This window comes from Mesorhizobium sp. B1-1-6 (assembly GCF_006443035.1).
Classification (GTDB): domain Bacteria; phylum Pseudomonadota; class Alphaproteobacteria; order Rhizobiales; family Rhizobiaceae; genus Mesorhizobium.
Genome location: NZ_VFWR01000014.1, coordinates 36,625 through 54,888, shown reverse-complemented (window position 1 = coordinate 54,888; position 18,264 = coordinate 36,625). Strand labels below are relative to the sequence as shown.

The 18,264-nt window shown below is 63.4% G+C and carries 19 protein-coding genes; 10 read left to right on the top strand and 9 right to left on the bottom strand.

Going from position 1 to position 18,264, the window contains the following annotated elements; translation table 11 throughout:
* The first annotated feature begins 146 nt into the window (after nt 1-146).
* Nucleotides 147-3,095: a ribonuclease E/G gene (locus FJ979_RS25320; protein WP_140584172.1), complete on the top strand. Its 2,949-nt coding sequence runs from the start codon at nt 147-149 to the stop codon at nt 3,093-3,095.
* 93 nt (nt 3,096-3,188) lie between these two features.
* On the opposite strand, the gene FJ979_RS25315 is transcribed toward FJ979_RS25320, so the two are convergent.
* Nucleotides 3,189-4,118 (bottom strand): glutaminase, encoded by a 930-nt coding sequence (locus tag FJ979_RS25315; protein ID WP_140517635.1) that lies wholly within the window; start codon nt 4,116-4,118, stop codon nt 3,189-3,191.
* Between the two features lie 4 nt (nt 4,119-4,122).
* Complete coding sequence (locus FJ979_RS25310; RefSeq protein ID WP_140584171.1) at nt 4,123-5,271, bottom strand: aminotransferase class I/II-fold pyridoxal phosphate-dependent enzyme; 1,149 nt, start codon at nt 5,269-5,271, stop codon at nt 4,123-4,125.
* Nucleotides 5,272-5,417: 146 nt separating this feature from the next.
* On the opposite strand from FJ979_RS25310, the gene FJ979_RS25305 reads away from it, so the two are divergent.
* From FJ979_RS25305 to aat, 6 genes are all read left to right on the top strand, one after another.
* Entirely contained in the window at nt 5,418-6,809 is a 1,392-nt protein-coding gene (locus FJ979_RS25305) for a M48 family metalloprotease (RefSeq protein WP_140522130.1), read from the top strand.
* 62 nt (nt 6,810-6,871) lie between these two features.
* Nucleotides 6,872-7,675, top strand: coding sequence for a DsbA family protein (locus FJ979_RS25300; protein WP_140522128.1), 804 nt, complete (start codon nt 6,872-6,874; stop codon nt 7,673-7,675).
* Nucleotides 7,676-7,820: 145 nt separating this feature from the next.
* Complete coding sequence (aroQ, locus tag FJ979_RS25295; RefSeq protein ID WP_140522126.1) at nt 7,821-8,255, top strand: type II 3-dehydroquinate dehydratase; 435 nt, start codon at nt 7,821-7,823, stop codon at nt 8,253-8,255.
* A gap of 26 nt (nt 8,256-8,281) precedes the next feature.
* On the top strand, nt 8,282-8,743 hold the full coding sequence (gene accB / locus FJ979_RS25290) for an acetyl-CoA carboxylase biotin carboxyl carrier protein (protein ID WP_140493661.1): 462 nt from the start codon (nt 8,282-8,284) through the stop codon (nt 8,741-8,743).
* A gap of 10 nt (nt 8,744-8,753) precedes the next feature.
* Nucleotides 8,754-10,097, top strand: coding sequence for an acetyl-CoA carboxylase biotin carboxylase subunit (gene accC / locus FJ979_RS25285; protein ID WP_140493663.1), 1,344 nt, complete (start codon nt 8,754-8,756; stop codon nt 10,095-10,097).
* A gap of 27 nt (nt 10,098-10,124) precedes the next feature.
* Nucleotides 10,125-10,742, top strand: coding sequence for a leucyl/phenylalanyl-tRNA--protein transferase (aat, locus tag FJ979_RS25280; RefSeq protein WP_140517639.1), 618 nt, complete (start codon nt 10,125-10,127; stop codon nt 10,740-10,742).
* A gap of 12 nt (nt 10,743-10,754) precedes the next feature.
* On the opposite strand, the gene FJ979_RS25275 is transcribed toward aat, so the two are convergent.
* The 3 genes from FJ979_RS25275 to FJ979_RS25265 all read right to left on the bottom strand — a co-directional run bounded on the left by FJ979_RS25275 (nt 10,755) and on the right by FJ979_RS25265 (nt 12,283).
* Nucleotides 10,755-11,138 carry a hypothetical protein gene (locus FJ979_RS25275; RefSeq protein WP_140493667.1) on the bottom strand — a complete coding sequence of 128 codons (384 nt, stop codon included), beginning with the start codon at nt 11,136-11,138 and terminating at the stop codon, nt 10,755-10,757.
* Between the two features lie 74 nt (nt 11,139-11,212).
* On the bottom strand, nt 11,213-11,770 hold the full coding sequence (locus FJ979_RS25270; RefSeq protein ID WP_140522124.1) for a DUF2155 domain-containing protein: 558 nt from the start codon (nt 11,768-11,770) through the stop codon (nt 11,213-11,215).
* 114 nt (nt 11,771-11,884) lie between these two features.
* Nucleotides 11,885-12,283 (bottom strand): NADH:ubiquinone oxidoreductase subunit NDUFA12, encoded by a 399-nt coding sequence (locus FJ979_RS25265; protein WP_140522122.1) that lies wholly within the window; start codon nt 12,281-12,283, stop codon nt 11,885-11,887.
* A 259-nt stretch (nt 12,284-12,542) separates the two neighbouring features.
* On the opposite strand from FJ979_RS25265, the gene panB reads away from it, so the two are divergent.
* Nucleotides 12,543-13,358 (top strand): 3-methyl-2-oxobutanoate hydroxymethyltransferase, encoded by an 816-nt coding sequence (panB, locus tag FJ979_RS25260; RefSeq protein WP_224620065.1) that lies wholly within the window; start codon nt 12,543-12,545, stop codon nt 13,356-13,358.
* Entirely contained in the window at nt 13,355-14,206 is an 852-nt protein-coding gene (gene panC, locus FJ979_RS25255) for a pantoate--beta-alanine ligase (protein WP_140517642.1), read from the top strand. The genes panB and panC overlap by 4 nt, the downstream gene beginning before the upstream one ends.
* A 56-nt stretch (nt 14,207-14,262) precedes the next feature.
* Here panC and FJ979_RS25250 read toward each other — a convergent pair whose 3' ends face one another.
* Nucleotides 14,263-14,757 carry a GNAT family N-acetyltransferase gene (locus FJ979_RS25250; RefSeq protein WP_140561020.1) on the bottom strand — a complete coding sequence of 165 codons (495 nt, stop codon included), beginning with the start codon at nt 14,755-14,757 and terminating at the stop codon, nt 14,263-14,265.
* Between the two features lie 3 nt (nt 14,758-14,760).
* Entirely contained in the window at nt 14,761-16,260 is a 1,500-nt protein-coding gene (gene gatB / locus FJ979_RS25245; RefSeq protein WP_140493678.1) for an Asp-tRNA(Asn)/Glu-tRNA(Gln) amidotransferase subunit GatB, read from the bottom strand.
* Between the two features lie 279 nt (nt 16,261-16,539).
* Between gatB and FJ979_RS25235 the strand changes: the two genes are divergently transcribed.
* The gene (locus tag FJ979_RS25235; protein ID WP_140493680.1) at nt 16,540-16,797 is read left to right on the top strand and encodes a YjhX family toxin; all 258 of its coding nucleotides are present in this window, start codon (nt 16,540-16,542) and stop codon (nt 16,795-16,797) included.
* 45 nt (nt 16,798-16,842) lie between these two features.
* Here FJ979_RS25235 and FJ979_RS25230 read toward each other — a convergent pair whose 3' ends face one another.
* Nucleotides 16,843-17,274, bottom strand: a complete 432-nt coding sequence (locus FJ979_RS25230; RefSeq protein WP_140493682.1) for a CBS domain-containing protein — start codon at nt 17,272-17,274, stop codon at nt 16,843-16,845.
* Nucleotides 17,275-17,361: 87 nt separating this feature from the next.
* A complete protein-coding gene (locus FJ979_RS25225; RefSeq protein WP_140522115.1) occupies nt 17,362-18,120 on the bottom strand; it encodes a rhomboid family intramembrane serine protease in 759 nt (252 codons plus the stop codon).
* Nucleotides 18,121-18,264 lie beyond the last annotated feature (144 nt).

Sequence of the window (18,264 nt, the reverse complement as noted above, 5' to 3'; positions counted from 1 at the left end):
CAATATGGCTGCGGGCGGCACCGCCATGGCGCGCAGGCACCGTCCGGCGGACATTCAGACATCCGGCACCCACATTCATCCAGACACACAGCAGCGGCCCTTGCGCCGCAAGCTGCGGCTGACGGCTGCCGGGGGGAAACGAAATAATGCCCAACAAAATGCTGATAGACGCCTCCCACCCGGAGGAAACACGCGTTGTCGTCGTACGCGGTAATCGTATCGAAGAATTCGACTTTGAATCACAGGACAAGAAGCAGCTCAAAGGAAACATCTATCTCGCCCGCGTAACGCGCGTCGAACCCTCCCTTCAGGCAGCCTTTGTCGAATATGGCGGCAACCGTCACGGTTTCCTCGCCTTCAGTGAAATACACCCCGACTACTACCAGATCCCCGTCGCCGACCGTCAGGCGCTGCTGCGCGCCGAAGCGCAGGAAGCCGAGGACGAGGACGATGAGGACGGCGAAGGCGACGACCGCCAGAGCCGCGATCGCGGCCGGCGCGGGCGCCGGCGCGGCGGCAAGGGCCGCGACCGCGCAGAACACAAGCGCGATGCGAGCGGGGCCGATGCCGACGAGGCAACCGAAACGGCCGGCGAGGCAGGCGACGCCGACAATGGCAATGACGCCGTCTCGGAGAACACTTCCCACGGTTCGGAAACCATCGAACATGCGGCCGATATCCCGGAACAGGCCGCGGATGCATCCAATCATGGCGAAGCCTCCCCCGAGCAGAGCGACGAATCGTCCGGACAGGACGAAGGCGAGACCCGCGAGGGCGGCCCGACGTCGATCGCCGCCTCCGTCGACGCCGACGTGATTTCCGAACCCGTCCCGCTGACGGAACAGGGCAGTGAATCCAGCGACGATGATCGCGGCATGCTGGAAGAGGTTCAGTCTTCGCATCCGGACGATCACGAGGTCGAATCGGTCGGCGCCGAGGATGCCCTGGAGGAAGCGCGCAACCGCCGTAAGCCGATGCGCCGCCAGTACAAGATCCAGGAAGTGATCAAGCGCCGCCAGATCCTGCTGGTGCAGGTTGTCAAGGAAGAGCGCGGCAACAAGGGCGCAGCGCTCACCACCTATCTGTCGCTTGCCGGCCGCTATTCCGTGCTGATGCCGAACACGGCGCGCGGCGGCGGAATTTCGCGCAAGATCACCAGTGCTGTGGACCGCAAGCGCCTCAAGGAAGTGGTCGCCGATCTCGAAGTGCCGCAAGGCATGGGCGTCATCCTGCGCACCGCAGGCGAGAGCCGCACCAAGGCCGAGATCAAGCGCGATTACGAATATCTGATGCGGCTTTGGGAGAACGTGCGCAATCTCACGCTCCAGTCCACGGCCCCTGCCCTCGTCTACGAGGAAGGCAGCCTGATCAAGCGTTCGGTGCGCGACCTCTATAACAAGGACATCGACGAGATCCTCGTCTCCGGCGAAGAGGGCTACCGCGAGGCCAAGGACTTCATGCGCATGCTGATGCCGAGCCACGCGAAGGTGGTTCAGCCGTTCCGCGATACGACGCCGATCTTCGTGCGCAATGGCATCGAGGCGCAGCTTGACCGCATGCTGCAGCCGCAAGTGACGCTGAAGAGCGGCGGCTACATCATCATCAACCAGACCGAGGCGCTGGTCGCCATCGACGTCAATTCGGGCCGCTCGACCAAGGAGCACTCGATCGAGGACACCGCGCTCCACACCAATCTGGAAGCGGCGGAGGAAGTCGCCCGCCAGCTCAGGCTGCGCGACCTTGCCGGCCTGATCGTCATCGACTTCATCGACATGGAGGAGAACCGCAACAACCGTGCCGTCGAGAAGCGGTTGAAGGATCATCTCAAGAACGACCGCGCGCGCATCCAGGTCGGCCGCATCTCGCATTTCGGCCTGATGGAGATGTCGCGCCAGCGCATCCGCGCCAGCGTGCTGGAATCGACCATGAAGCCTTGCCCGCATTGCGGCGGCACCGGCCATGTGCGCTCCGATTCGTCTGTCGCGCTGATGGTGGTCAGGGCGATCGAGGAGTTCCTGCTCAAGGATTCGCGCAGCCACATCACGGTTCGCACGCCCGCGGCGACCGCGCTCTATGTGCTCAACCACAAGCGCGGCACGCTGGTGGAACTGGAAAGCCGCTTCGGCCTGACCATCACGCTCGAGGCCGACGACACGGTCGGTTCGCAGCATTATGCGATCTTCCGCGGCGCGCTGGCCGAAAAGCCTGAAGGCTTCGTCGAGGCACGCACCCTGCCGGCCTATGTCGAACCGGAAGAGCCCGAGGATGAGACCATCGTCGAGGAGGAAGACGAAGCACCGGCCCAGGCCGAACAGCCGCGTCAGCCGCAGCAAGGTCAGCACCAGCAGAGGCCCGGCGAAGAGGGCGAAGGCCGCGACCGCAAGCGCCGCAAGCGTCGCAGACGCCGCGGCGGCAAGGATCGCGATCGAGAACATGGCCACACCGACGGTGCTTCCGTGTCGGCGCAGGCCGACGAGTTGTCCACATCGGAAAGCCCGGTGAGCCGTGACGAGGCGGAAGCCGGCGACGAGGCTCCGGTCCCCGCGGCCGGAACTGCCGAAACGGCGGAAGCATCCGACGAGGGCCAGGGCAAGAAGCGTCGCCGCGGCAAGCGCGGCGGCAAACGCAACCGGCGCGAGGACGGCGAAGGCGAGGCCGAGGCAAGCGCCGATGAAGCGACCGAACCTTCCGGGGTCGATGCTTCCGAAAGCGAGCCTGCGATCGAGCCGGTAACCGTCGTGGCTGCGGAAGAGCCGGTGGCTCCAGTGAGCGACGAGGCGACGACCGCCGAGAAGCCCAAGAAGCCGCGGCGCGCAGCCAAGCCGAAGAAGGCAGCCGCCGAGGCTGTCGCCGAGGAGCCGATCGCTGAACTGGCCGTTCCGGCACCCGCCGAGACGCCAGCCACGGCATCGGACGAGGCGGCGGCAGCGACCGCCGAGGAAACACCGAAGGCCCGTCCGTCACGACGCAAGCCGGCGGCCATCGATGCGCCGATCGTGCCGGTGGTTTCCTCGACCGTCGCCGAAGAGCCGGAAACCAAGACCGAAGAGAAGCCGAAGCGCGCCGGCTGGTGGCAGCGGAAAGGTTTCTTCTGAGATTTCAGCCCTTTGAACTGACTTCCTGAATAAAAAAAATCCCGCGCCGGTCGAAAGACGGCGCGGGATTTTCATATCCGGTTTGCCGGAACGTTACGGCGCGAAGATCGACCAGTTCATCATCCTGGCAAGCTTTTCCAGGGCGATCGAGCCCAGCTTGGAATTGCCGTTGGCGTTGAGGCCGGGCGACCAGACGGCGAGCGAGGCGACGCCGGGCACGATGCCCAATATGCCGCCGCCGACGCCGCTCTTGCCCGGAATGCCGACGCGGAAGGCAAAATCACCGGAGCCGTCATAGTGGCCGCAGGTCAGCATCATGGCGCCGATGCGGCGTGCCCGCTCGACCGACACCACGGAATGTCCGGTCGCCGGATTTTTGCCGCCATTGGCGAGGAACCGGCCGGCCATCGCCAGCTGCCGGCAGCTCATGGCGATGGCGCAATGGTGGAAATAGACGCCGAGCGCCAGCTCCGGCGCATGATGAAGATTCCCGAAGGATTTCATGTAGTTGGCGAGCGCGAAGTTGCGATAGCCGGTGGCGCGCTCCGACGCTGCCACCTCGCGGTCGATGATGATGGTCTCGTCGTCGGCGAGGAACTGGATGAAGCGCAGGATCTCGCCGATCGCCTCGCGCGGCTGGTGGCCGGCAAGCAGGATGTCGGAGATGACAATGGCGCCGGCATTGATGAAGGGATTGCGCGGAATGCCGTTCTCATGCTCGAGCTGCACGATCGAGTTGAACGGATTGCCCGAAGGCTCGCGCCCTACCCGCTTCCACAGCGCGTCGCCGACATTGCCCAGCGCCAGCGTCAAGGTGAACACTTTCGAGATGCTCTGGATCGAAAAGGGCTGGTCGGCGTCGCCCGCCATCAGCACACGGCCGTCATTGGTGACGGCTGCGATGCCGAATTTCTTGGGATCAACCTTGCCGAGTTGCGGGATATAGGTGGCGACCTCGCCGCGATCGGTGCGTTCGGCCATTTCGACCGCGACTTCGGCCAGGGCCTGCTCGAGTTCCGGCATGGATCTACCTCAGCCAGCGTTCGATGCGCGCCAATGCCTCGACCATGTCGTCATGGCTGCAGGCATAGGAGAAACGCATAGTGCGGTGCCCGGCCTGGGTGTCGAAATCACGGCCGGGCGTGGCCGCGACATGCGCCTCGGCCAGCATCTTGCGGGCGAAAGCCATGCTGTCGTTGCTGTGCCTGGTGACGTCGCAAAAGGCATAGAAGGCGCCATCCATCGGTGCTGCGAGCGGAAAACCGAGCTCCGGCAGACGCTTCATCAGGAGCTCGCGGTTCCAGGCATAGCGACCCTTGACCGCTTCTAGCTCCTCGGTAGCGGCAAAGGCCTCGATTGCGGCGACCTGCGACAGTTCCGGCGGCGAGATGTAGAGGCTCTGCGCAATGCGCTCGATGGGCCGCACCACCGCTTCCGGCAGCACCATCCAGCCGATGCGCCAGCCGGTCATGCAATAGTATTTCGAGAAGGAGTTGATCGCCGTGACACCGGCTCCAAAGGCGAGTGCCGTGGTGTCGGGCGCCGCATAGGCCAGCCGGTGGTAGATCTCGTCGGAGATGACGGCAATGCCGAGCGCCTCCGCCGTCCGGACCAGGTCCGCGAGATCATCGGCCGGAATGACCGCGCCGGTCGGGTTGGCGGGACTTGCGAACAGCACGCCCTTCAGCGGTTTTTCGCGATGCGCGGTCTCCAGGTGAGCGGCATGAAGATAGGCCGCGTCGCCGAGCTCGATCTCGATCACTTCGATGCCCAGCGCCGCCATGATGTTGCGATAGGCGGGGTAGCCGGGCGCTGCGATGGCGACGCGGTCACCGGGATCGAACATTGCCAGGAAGGCGAGATTGAAGGCGGCCGAGGATCCCGTGGTGACCGCGATCCGGTCGGGCGCGACATCAAGCCCGTAGTGATCCCCATAGTGTTCCGCGATCGCCTTGCGCAATCCAGCCAGGCCCAGCGCATCGGTATAGCCAATACGCCCGTCCTGCAAAGCCCTGGCCGCCGCGGCACGAACGCGGGCCGGAGCCGGATCGGACGGCTGGCCGACGGCCATGGAAATGACCGGCGCGCCCGTCGCTCTCAGCCGGTTCGCCTCGGCCAGCACATCCATGGCGTGGAAGGGTTCGACATTGCCACGGCGTGAGAGCGAAACGACCATTTTGACCTCGATCCGACGATTGAGCGCACCACGTCCTGGCGCATGCGCCGCACAAATGCCCGATTGGTGTGAGGATCACAAGTTGAGGAAGTTTTTCCGGTGCCGACTTTTCATCTTTCGCCCGCTCGTCTACCAGTGGACACGTCATGTTGAGCCGACCCAAATCGATGGTTGCCCGGGCAGCGCGCGTCGTTGCGACGCTTTCGCTTGGCGTCGCCGTCGCGGTGTCTGGTTCCATCAGCGCCTTCGCCCAGAACGTGCCGGTGGTGCGCGATGCCGAGATCGAGGCGCTGGTGCGCGACTACGCCCGCCCGATCTTCAAGGCCGCCGGTCTGGCGAATGACGGCATCGACATCGTCCTGGTCAACGACCAGAGCTTCAACGCGTTCGTCACCGGACGCCGGCTGTTCATCAACACGGGCGCCTTGATGGAAGCCGAAACGCCCAACGAGATCATCGGCGTCATCGCCCACGAGGCCGGCCACATCGCCGGCGGCCACCAGCAGAAACTGCGTGACCAGCTCGAGCGCGCCAAGACGATGGCCATCATCGCAACCTTGCTGGGCGCTGGCGCCATGGTCGCCGGGGCGACCACCAACAGCCGCGGACTTGCCGGCGCCGGCGTGGGCGTGGCGGCTGGCGGCGGCGAGATGGCGCAGCGCAGCATTCTCGCCTATCAGCGCACCGAGGAGATGACGGCCGACCGCTCGGCGATCACCTATCTCAACGCCACCGGCCAGTCCGGCATGGGCATGCTGAAGACGTTTCAGCGTTTCCAGACGGCCTTGTCGCTGTCGGGCGCGCAGGTCGATCCCTACCGGATCAGCCATCCAATGCCGCGCGATCGAATCTCCAACCTCGAAGTGCTGGTCAAGCAGAGCCCCTATCTCGACAAGGTCGATGCGCCGGCACTGCAATTGCGCCACGACATGATGCGGGTGAAGATCGCTGTCTACATGGAAGGCCAGGCCGCCGCGTCGCGGCTGATGCGAAAGATGCAGGGCAGCCTTGCCGCGCAGTATGGCGAGGCCCAATCGGCCTATCTTTTCGGCAACATCGCCACCGCACTCGCCAAGACCAACGCCTTGATCAAAGCCCAGCCCGGCAACGCCTATTTCCAGGAATTGCGCGGCGATATATTGATGAAGGCGAACAAGCCCAAGGAAGCTGCCGATGCCTACGCCAAGGCAGTCAGCCTCGACAAGGCGCGATCTGGATTGCTGCCGGTTTCGCTCGGCCAGGCGTTGATGGCGACGGGCACCCCAGACGCTCTGAAAAAGGCCGTGGTGCAGATCAACAACGGCTTGCGACGCGACAAGGAAAATTCCGTGGGATACCGCTATCTGGCGCAGGCCTATGGCGAATTGGGAGACATACCGGGCGCCGAGCTCGCCACGGCCGAGGGTCATTTCTATTCCGGTAACTACAAGGATGCGAAGATCTTCGCCATGCGAGCGCAGCAGCAACTCAAACGCGGCGAGCCGCGATGGATACGCGCCCAGGACATCATAAACTACAAGCCGTCGGGCAAGGTATAGTGAACCTTCCGGCCGTGCGCTGCGACGCAGCCAGGCCGGAAAACAGGCAAAGGAACGGAACGATGAAAAAGGCACTGCTGCTGGGCACCACGGGAGTTGCGATAGCCCTTGCCATGCTGGCGTTCGGTTTCGTGGCCGGCAGCCCGCAAATCGCGGAAGCCGGTGCGGCGCAACCGCTTCAGACGGCAGCGGACGATACCAAGATCGACCGCACCGAGGTCGAAGGCATCATCCGCGATTATCTCCTGAAGAATCCGGAAGTGCTGCTGGAAGTCCAGGATGCGCTCGAGGCCAAGCAGAAGGAAGAGCAGCGCATTGCCCATCTCGGCGTCATCAAGGGCGCCAAGGAGCAGATCTTCAACTCCTCCTTCGACGGCGTGGTCGGGAACCCGAACGGCAAGGTCACGATCGTCGAGTTCTACGACTACAATTGCGGCTTCTGCAAACGCGCCATCGAAGACATGCAGGCGCTGACCAAGGCCGATCCGGACCTGCGTTTCGTGCTCAAGGAGTTCCCGATCCTCGGCCCGGATTCGCAGAAGGCCAGCGTCGTTTCGATGGCCTTCCACCTGATGATGCCGCAGAAGTACGGCGAGTTCCACAATGCGCTGCTCGGCGGCCAGGGTCGCGCCACCGAGGCGGCGGCGATCAAGGTCGCGCTTTCGCTCGGCGCCGATGAAGCGACGCTGCGTGAAAAGATGAAGGACCCGTCCATCACCGAAGCCTTCTCCAAGACCTACGATCTCGCCAACAAGCTGGCGATCACCGGAACGCCGTCCTATGTCGTCGGCAACGAGGTCGTGTTCGGGGCGCTCGGACAGGAAGTCCTGGCGGAGAAGATCGAGGCGGCGAAAGCCGCGCTTTGATCGGCCGCGGGTTTTCTTCACGGGCGCATTTCCGCCTGTTGTGGACAGTGAAAGAACGCACTTGCGCTCTTTCCGCGGGCGTCTATGCCCATTATAGAGGGCCCAGCGCCGGTTTGACGCCGGTGCCGGAAAAGGTCGGCATTTTTTGAAAACGGTTTTCGTCCTGAACGGTCCCAATCTCAACGCGCTCGGCAAGCGCGAGCCAGGCATCTATGGCGGCAAGACGCTTGCCGCCATCGCGGAGGACTGCAGAGAGGCGGGCGCGGCGCTCGGGCTCGAAATCGATTTCCGCCAGTCGAACCACGAGGGCGACCTCGTCGACTGGATCCAGGAAGCCGGCGACAAGGCCGTCGGCATCGTCATCAATCCCGGCGCCTATAGCCACACCTCGATCGCGATTCACGACGCCATCCGTTCCGTGGCGCCGCTGCCGGTCGCCGAGGTCCATCTTTCCAATATCCATGCGCGGGAACCATTCCGCCACGTCTCCATGGTCGCGCCGGTCGCTGTCGGCATGATCTGTGGCTTTGGGCCGCTCGGCTACACGCTGGCGCTGCAGGCGCTGGCCGCACGCCTATGACCGGCCAACAAACAGAAGGCTCGAAAATGTCGATAAAGAAGACCGGTGTTGACCAGCAGCTGATCCGCGACCTCGCGGGCATACTGAACGACACCAATCTCACGGAGATCGAAGTCGAGCTGGGTGACCTGAAGGTGCGCGTATCGCGGCAGGCGCCGGCGGTTCACGCGATAGCCGCGCCGCAGCCGGCCTTTGCGCCGGCGCCGGCGGCCCAACCTGCCACCGCAGCCGTTCCGGCCGCGGCCGACGTGTCGAAAAACGCCGTGGCCTCCCCCATGGTCGGCACCGCCTACCTGGCGCCCTCGCCGGATGCCAAGCCGTTCATCGAGATCGGCCAGAACGTCAAGGAAGGGCAGACGCTGCTGATCATCGAAGCGATGAAGACGATGAACCAGATCCCCTCGCCACGCGCCGGCACGGTGACGGCGATCCTGTTCGAGGACGCACAGCCGGTCGAATACGGCATGCCGCTCGTCGTGATCGAGTAGAGCGGCCCTAATGTTCCAGAAGATTCTCATCGCCAATCGCGGCGAAATCGCGCTTCGGGTGCTGCGTGCCTGCAAGGAGCTTGGCATCCAGACGGTGGTGGTGCACTCGACCGCCGACGCCGACGCCATGCATGTTCGGCTCGCCGACGAGAGCGTATGCATCGGGCCACCGCCATCGCGCGACAGCTACCTCAATATCCACCAGATCGTCGCCGCCTGCGAGATCACCGGCGCCGACGCCGTGCATCCCGGCTACGGTTTCCTGTCGGAGAACGCCAAGTTTTCCGACATATTGGCCGCGCATAACATTACCTTTATCGGTCCGACCGGCGACCATATCCGCATCATGGGCGACAAGATCGAAGCCAAGCGCACCGCCAAGCGACTCGGCATCCCGGTGGTTCCCGGCTCCGACGGTGCGGTGACCGAGGAAAAGGAGGCCAAGCGCATCGCCGCAGAGATCGGCTATCCCGTGATCATCAAGGCGTCGGCCGGCGGCGGCGGACGCGGCATGAAAGTGGCGCATACCGAGGCCGACCTCGAAGTCGCCTTGCAGACGGCCCGCTCGGAAGCGGGCGCGGCCTTCGGCGATGACGCCGTCTATATTGAAAAGTACCTGCAAAAACCGCGTCATATCGAGGTTCAGGTGTTCGGCGACGGCTTTGGCCGGGGCGTGCATTTCGGCGAGCGCGACTGCTCCTTGCAGCGTCGCCACCAGAAAGTCTGGGAAGAGGCCAACTCACCCGCCCTCAACGCCGAGGAACGCTCGCGCATCGGCGATATCTGCGCCAACGCCATCGCCGACCTCGGCTATTCCGGCGCCGGCACGATCGAGTTCCTCTACGAGAATGGCGAGTTCTATTTCATCGAGATGAACACGCGCCTGCAAGTCGAGCATCCGGTGACGGAGGCTATCACTGGCATCGATCTGGTGCATGAGCAGATCCGTGTCGCCTCGGGCGGCGGTCTTTCGGTCAAGCAGGAAGACATCCGCTTCCAGGGCCATGCCATCGAGTGCCGCATCAATGCAGAGGATCCGCGCACCTTCACGCCCTCGCCCGGCACGATCACCCATTTCCACACGCCAGGCGGCCTTGGCATCCGTGTCGATTCCGGCGTCTATTCAGGGTACAAGATCCCGCCTTACTACGACAGCCTGATCGGCAAGCTGATCGTGCACGGGCGCAACCGCGTCGAATGCATGATGCGGCTGCGCCGGGCGCTGGACGAATTCGTCGTCGACGGAATCAAGACGACGTTGCCGCTGTTTCGCGACCTCGTCGGCAACGCCGACATCGCCAATGGCGACTATGACATCCACTGGCTGGAAAAATATCTGGCCAAAGGCGAATAGCCCCGGACTTGCCGCTATAATGAAGCGATGACTCGCCCCTACGCGCCAGGCTATCGTATCCCGACCGACCTTCTGCTCAAGGCCTACGCCTCGGGCGTCTTCCCGATGGCCGAAAGCGCCGCCGATCCGGAAGTGTTCTGGGTGCGGCCGGAGACGCGCGGCATCATTCCGCTCGACCGCTTCCACACGCCGAAAAGTCTGAAGAAGGCGCTTCGGCGAAACCTCTTCGACATCCGTTTCGACTTCGATTTCGAGGCGACGATCGATGGCTGCGCCGAAAGGCGCGAGGAGCGCCGTTCCACCTGGATCAACGCGCCGATCCGGGAGGCCTATGTGCAGTTGCATCGCATCGGCCATTGCCATTCTGTCGAGGCCTGGCGCGAGGAGCGGCTGGTCGGCGGCCTCTACGGAGTCTCCCTGGGGAGGGTGTTCTTCGGCGAAAGCATGTTTTCCCGGGAAACGGATGCTTCGAAGATCTGCCTTGTGCATCTCGTCGAACGCCTGCAGGCGCGCGGTTTCGCACTGCTCGACACGCAGTTCACCACCGAACACCTCAAGCGCTTCGGCGCAATCGACGTGCCGCGCGGCAAATACGAGAAGATGCTGGCCGACGCGCTGAAGGGTGAAGCGGTGTTTTTCCCCTGATGATCCAGCCCGTCAGCGGACCTTCGTTTCCAGCGGAGCCTGCGAATGGAACATCATCTTCCAGCCGTTGACGCGATGGACATAGCCGGTGCTGACCAGCGCCGCGTAGGCTTCGCCATTGCCCTTCACGGCATGCGCCTCATAGGCCAGGATGACGATGTCGCTGCCTGGTTCGACTACGCCCTTGAGATCGATCTCGAGATCACGCCATCGCTTGGGATCGGCGGCGGTTTCGGCGAGATCGGCATTGCTCATGGTCTGGGCCATCTGCGGAAATGCCACGAGGCACTCGGTGTCGGCATTGGCCGCGAAAAATGCCGAATCGCCTGTCCAGAAGCCCTTTTCGAGCTCAAGCAGTTCCTTGATGCTGGCGGTGATCCGCTTTCTGGCAGACATCGGAAAATCCTCCCGGCGCGCATCGTATGGCCGTCAGGGCCCCAACGCGTTGTCGTCAGGGCGGTTCCGAAGGATCAGTTGGCGTTGGTCGTAGGCGGTTCCGTGGCTTCCGGCTCGGTCGCAGCCGGAGCGGTCGTGGCATTCGGCTGGGCGGTATCGGACTTGGCCGCCTCGGTCTTGGCCGCATCGGGCGCTGGCACATCCGACTTCTGCTTGCAGGCCTTCAGCCAGACGTCATAGACGGCATGCTCGACGGCATTGAGACCAGGGCTTTCGGCAAACATCCAGCCGGTGAAGATGCGGCGGATCTTGCGGTCGAGCGTGATCTCGTCGACTTCGACAAAGGAATCGGTCTTCGGCTCCTCGTTCTGCGGCCGAGAGTAGCAGACGCGCGGCGTCACCTGCAAAGCACCGAACTGCACCGTCTCGTCGATATAGACGTCGAAGGTGATGATGCGGCCGGTGATCTTGTCGATGCCGGCGAATTCGGCGACCGGGTTGGTGATTCGATCCGACCCCGGCGCTGGCGCGGGTGCGGCCGGCGTTGGCGAAGCGGCAAGTGCCGCTGTGCCAACGCTGAGCCCGGCGGCTACCATCAGTGCGCCCATCGATGTCAGGCTGGAAATGCTCATGCAGGGATACCGGTGGTTAGCGCCCGGGTGATTCTCTATCACAAAGGCTAGTCGCCGTTTTCTGATCAGCAAGCAGCTAAACACCAATTGTGGCGATAAAGGATCGACGCCCGCTTATGATCCGGGCGTCCAGGCGTCGTAGTCGCCGGTGACCTGCGGGCGGTGCTGGTTGGTCAGCACCGAGCCCTTCGGACGATAGGCTGAGGGCGAGCCGGTCAGGTTCGGTTGATGCGGTTTCTGCCAGTCGCGCGGCTTGTAATCGTCGCTCGGCGGCGCGACGTCGACGCGGTGATGAATCCAGCCGTGCCAGCCGGGCGGGATAGAAGAAGCCTCGGAATAATCGCGATAGATGACCCAGCGGCGCGTGCGTCCTTCGGAATCGACACCGCCTTCGTAGTAGACGTTGCCCACCTCGTCCTGCCCGACCTTCCTGCCGTGCCGCCAGGTGTGCAGGCGCGTGCCAAGCGTCTGGCCGTTCCACCAGGTGAAAAACTGCTTAAGGAAAGTCTTCATCTTCAAACCCTCGCGCCGATGGCGTCCGTTTCCTGCTTATGGCGTCAGCCCTTCGTGAAGGCAAGGGGCTTGCCGCCAAGAGGGCGCAAATGGCGCGCCGGTAAGGCGACACAAGCCGGTGATGCATTGCCGGCGCCGTATGGTGCTTGCCAACCACCCTCAGCCTTTCTAAAGCTCTGCGCGCGCGCCCCGTGCGGGTATCCGGCCGACCCTTGGCCGAAGGAGGTGACGATTGGCCAGGGAATCGCCGACCGCCGACATTCGCATCGGCGCCGATGCCATTCGCCGCCGCAAGCGTGGCGTGCCAATCGTCTGTCTCACCGCCTATACCTACCCCATCGCCCGCCTGCTCGACGAGCATGTCGATCTGCTCCTCGTCGGCGACAGCGTCGCAATGGTCCTGCATGGCCACAAAACGACGCTGGGCGCCTCGCTGGAGATGATGATCGCGCATGGGCAAGCGGTGATGCGCGGCTCGGCCAGGGCTTGCGTGGTCGTCGACATGCCAGCCGGCAGCTATGAGGATTCGGCTGCCCAAGCGGTTGCCTCGGCGCGGCGTATCGTTGGCGAAACCGGCTGCCAGGCTGTGAAACTCGAGGGCGGCGTCGGTATGGCCCGGCAGATCGCCGCGGTCGTCGATGCCGGCATCGCGGTCATGGGCCATATCGGCCTGCTGCCGCAATCCGTCGAGAAGGATGGCGGCTACAGGATCAAGGGCCGGACCGACGAGAATGCGGCAGCGCTGTTTGCCGATGCGCGCGCCGTCGAAGAAGCCGGCGCCTTTTCGATGGTCATCGAGGGCACGGTCGAAGCGGTCGCGGCCGAAATCACCCGCCGCATCGCCATTCCGACTATCGGCATCGGCGCGAGTGGCGTTTGCGACGGCCAGATCCTGGTCATAGACGACATGGTCGGGCTCACCGTCGACCGCGTGCCGAAATTCGTCAAGGAGTACGCCGATTTGCGCAGCGTGGTCTCGCAGGCGGCCGCACGTTACGCCAGCGAGGTACGAGACCGGACATTCCCCGGTTCCGAAAATGTGTTTTCGGCCACCTTGGGCAAGGACAACCGATGAGCCGGCCCCTCGTCGTCGACACGGTCGCCGGCCTTCGCGCGCGGATCCGCGACTGGCGGCGCGACGGCCTTCGCGTCGCCATGGTGCCGACAATGGGCGCCTTGCACGAAGGGCACCTATCGCTGGTCAGGATCGCGCTTGAAAGAGCCGAGCGCTGCATCGTCTCGATCTTTGTCAACCCGACGCAGTTCGCGCCGAGCGAGGATCTCGACAAATATCCACGTCAGCTCGCCCGCGATCTCGACCAGCTGGCTTTGGCCGGAGCCGATCTTGCCTACACGCCTGGGGTTGGTGAGATGTATCCTGCCGGCTTTGCCACCAAAATCTCGGTCGGCGGTCCCTCCGCCGGGCTCGAATCGGATTTTCGACCGACTTTTTTCGAAGGCGTCGCCACCGTCGTGGCGAAGCTGCTCCTGCAGGCGTCGCCCGACGTCGCGGTCTTTGGCGAAAAGGATTATCAGCAATTGTGCGTCGTCAGGCAGCTCTGCCGCGACCTCGACCTGCCCGTCGAAATCATCGGCGCGCCGACGATCCGCGACGCGCATGGCCTCGCCATGTCATCGCGTAACGCCTATCTCGGTGAGGCCGAACTCCAGATCGCCCGCCGGCTCAACGTGATCCTGCGCAAGGCAGCCGCGGCGCTGGCGGCCGGCGCCGACCAGAACGGCGCGACAGGCGAAGCCAGCCGCGCCCTACTCGCGGCCGGCTTCCACAAGATCGATTATGTCGAAGCTCGCGAGAGCCGGACGCTGACGCCGTGGCGCCGCGGGCACGAGGGCCGCCTGCTCGCCGCCGCCTGGCTGGGCAAGACCAGGCTGATCGACAATGTGGACGTCTCCACCAGTTAGACTGCGGCTCGATCGCTGAATTCGACCGCCGGATTGCGCACCCGAAAGGTCCGCCGCTATGCGGCAAGCGGCCTTTCATAGACGAGCGCCGGGATAGCGGATTGGGCCGAACCGCAATTGTCGGTGCGGCCGGTCTGGACGAAGCCGTTCGCCTGGTAGAAGGCAATTGCGCGCGTGTTCTTCTCTTCCACTTCCAGCCGGATGGCGCGGGCCTCAGGGAAGCTTTCGATGATCTCGTCGAGAAGCATGCCGCCGATGCCCCGGCCCTGCAGGCCGGGCTGCACGTAAAGCTGCTTCAGCATGACCACGCCGCCGCCATCGAGCGCTTCGGCAAATGCCATGCCGCCAATGCGCTGGCCATCGTCGGCGACGAGGAACTCGCTGTTTGGCTTCGCCAGCCGCGCCTTGAGCGAGGCGATCGAATGCCACGCATCGGTGATCTCTGTCACCCGTTCGGCGCCATAGATGGCGTCGTAAGTCGCATGCCAAGTCTCGACCAGCAGCGCCCGGATGGCGGCGAGGTCGCGATCCCCGGCGGTGCGCACGAACATAGCCTACTCGATGCCCAGCTTGGCCTTGACCAGGTCATTGACGGCCTGTGGGTTGGCCTTGCCGCCGGTCGCCTTCATCACCTGGCCGACGAACCAGCCGGCCATGGTCGGCTTGGCGCGCGCCTGCTCGACCTTGTCCGGGTTGGCCGCGATCACCTCGTCCACCGCTTTTTCGATAGCGCCGGTGTCGGTAACCTGTTTCATGCCGCGGCTCTCGACCAGTTGGCGCGGGTCGCCGCCCTCGTTCCAGACGATCTCGAACAGGTCCTTGGCAATCTTGCCGGAGATGGTGCCATCCTTGATCAGGTCGATGATAGCGCCGAGCTGGTCTGGCGAAACCGGAGCGTTTTCAATGTCCTTGCCAGCTTTGTTCAATTGTCCGAGCAGGTCGTTGATGACCCAGTTGGCGGCGAGCTTGCCGTCGCGGCCGGCGGCCACCTTCTCGAAATAGTCGGCGATCGGCTTTTCCGACACCAGGATCGAGGCATCGTAAGTCGAGAGGCCGAGCGAGGAGATCAATCGCGCCTTCTTGTCGTCGGGCAGTTCCGGCAGTTCCTTGGCCAGCGCTTCGACATAGGCCTGGTCGAATTCCAGCGGCAACAGGTCGGGATCTGGAAAATAGCGGTAGTCGTGCGCCTCTTCCTTGGTGCGCATCGAACGGGTTTCGCCCTTGACGGCGTCGAACAGCCGCGTTTCCTGGTCAATCGTGCCGCCATCCTCGATGATAGCGATCTGCCGGCGCGCCTCGAAATCGATCGCCTGGCCTATGAAGCGGATCGAATTGACGTTCTTGATCTCGCAGCGCGTGCCGAATTCGCCGCCCGGCCGGCGCACCGAAACGTTGACGTCCGCGCGCATGGAGCCTTCGTCCATGTTGCCGTCGCAGGTGCCGAGATAGCGCACGATGGTGCGCAGCTTGGTGACATAGGCCTTGGCTTCGTCGGCCGAACGCATGTCCGGTTTCGACACGATTTCCATCAGCGCCACGCCGGAGCGGTTGAGATCGACATAGGACATGGTCGGATGCTGGTCGTGCATCGACTTGCCGGCGTCCTGCTCCAGATGCAGGCGCTCGATGCCGACCTCGATGTCCTCGAACTCGCCCTGGCGGTCCGGCCCGACGGAGACGATCACCGTGCCCTCGCCGACGATCGGCTGCTTGAACTGCGAGATCTGGTAGCCCTGCGGCAGGTCCGGGTAGAAATAGTTCTTCCGGTCGAAGACGGACTTGTGGTTGATCTGCGCCTTCAAGCCGAGGCCGGTACGGATCGCCTGCTTGACGCATTCCTCATTGATGACGGGGAGCATGCCGGGCATTGCCGCATCGACCAGGCTGACATTGGCGTTGGGGGCAGCGCCGAACGACGTCGAAGCGCCGGAAAAGAGTTTTGCTTCCGATGTCACCTGCGCGTGGACCTCGAGCCCGATGATGATTTCCCAGTCGCCGGTGGCGCCGGGGATCAGGCGTTTCGCGTCGGGCGTGCGGGTATCGATGATGCTCATGGTGGCCTGCGTAGTAGAACGATGGAAACGTGCGTTTTGCACATCCTGATTTGCAACTTCGCTAGTGCAAACCGCCTCGCGAGACAAGCGTAAAGCCGCTCGCTGGCCTTTTCCGCCGCTTTCGCCTATAGGCCATCCATCCCAATGGAGAGTGGATGTCCACTTACGCTCAGTCCCGGTAAGGCCCTGACCTCGCAGCGAGGCAGGGCAGAAAACCTGAAACCCCGTGCCGCGAAGCTTCGCGGCGGCGGCTTTTGTTGTTTTCCCGGAAACTCTCCCATGGATATTTCGCGTATTGAACAACGCGTTCTGCACCTGCTCGCGCAGGGCGGACGCATCGAGATCGAAAAAAGTGAGAAGAAGCGGATCGCGTCCGTCAAATGCCTGACCCGCGACGGCTGGCACTACCCCGGCGTCGATCTCGACCTGTTTCGGAAGCTGAAGCGCAAGAAGGCGGTTTCGTCGTCGGACGGCGGCCCCTACCGCATCACGCGGCGCGGGCTCCAACTCGTCCGCTCCGAACTCGACAACAGGTAGCCTATCGCCCGCCGGCCGTTTGCGCGGCCGGCGGTTGCTTGCCGCTCAGGCGGTAGCAATATAGGCGCGGATTTCCTCAGCCTCGCGCTCGACATCCTCGATACGACGCTTGACCACGTCGCCGATCGAAACGATGCCGTCGAGCATGCCGTCCTTTTCCACCGGAAGATGGCGGAAGCGGCCCCGGGTCATGATCTCCATCACCTCGTTGACGGTGTGATTCTCGTTGCAGATCTTTACTTTCGGCGTCATCGCGGAACGAACGGCTATGTCGAGCGCGGCAGCGCCTTCCCTGGCGACGACGCGCACGATGTCGCGCTCGGACAGGATGCCGACGATCTTGCGGTCTCCATTGGTGATGACCAACGCCCCGATCCTGTGCTCGGCAAGGATGCGGATGGCTTCGCTCAGTTTTTCGTTCGGCCCGAGCGTCAACACGTCGTGGCCTTTTTGCTCGAGAATGGCCTTAACCGTCATGGCGTCCTCCTCTACTTTGCCAACCGGTTCCTGCCCTGACCGGCTTTCACGTAAGAGTGAACATCGTGCGCCGCGATCGGTTGCATTTCAAGTGCGGTGGTCGGTCGTCTCCCAATCGAGCGGCTGCCAACGCCTGTCGAACCAGCGCAAGCCGAAGAAGCCGGCGACAAAGCCGCCAATATGAGCCTCCCAGGCGATCTGGCTGTCGACGCCGGGGGCGAAGCCGACAAGGCCGGTGACAAGATTGATCATCATCCAAACGGCAAGGAAGATCATCACGCCACGCGAGCGCAGCACCATTGCGATCGGCAGCACGGGGCCGGCGAAAGCGGCTTTGCCCGCCGAACGATCCGTACGGAAGCCAAAGCGTGCCGCCGCTCCCATCATGCCCGATATCGCACCGGAAGCCCCGACCAGCGGCGCTTCGCCATATGGATGCATGGCCCAGAAAAGCGCCACTGAAGCCAGTCCCGTCGCGGCGAAGAACAACGCGAACCAGAACGCTCCGAGCCGATTGGCCAACGGCGAGCCAAAGGCAGCGAGCCAGACCATATTGATGGCGATATGCGCAAATCCACCATGCATGAAGGCATAGGTGAAGGGCCGCGTGAACAGGAACCAGTCGAAGCCGTATTGGCCGGTGTAGAGGACAGGGATGAAGGCCCCATCGTAAAGCAGTGTCATTTGCTGAGCATCACTCAGCACGTATTGCTGCAACAGGTAGATGGCCACGCAAATGGCGATCACCGCCAGCACGATCGGCGGCAGGTTGAAGATCGGCTCGCGACGCGGCTCGGGCTCGCGATCCGCCTGTTCTATTTCCGGTGGGCTTACAGGTTCACTCATGCGCACTAGCACTCGGTCCAGGATTCGTTGTTGCGAGCATCTAGACCACTGCCCGCCGGACCACAAAGGGCGAATCGCCCAGCGCGAATCAAAAGTGCCGAATCAAAAGAAAGCCGTCCAAGGTTTCCCTTGAACGGCTGTCGA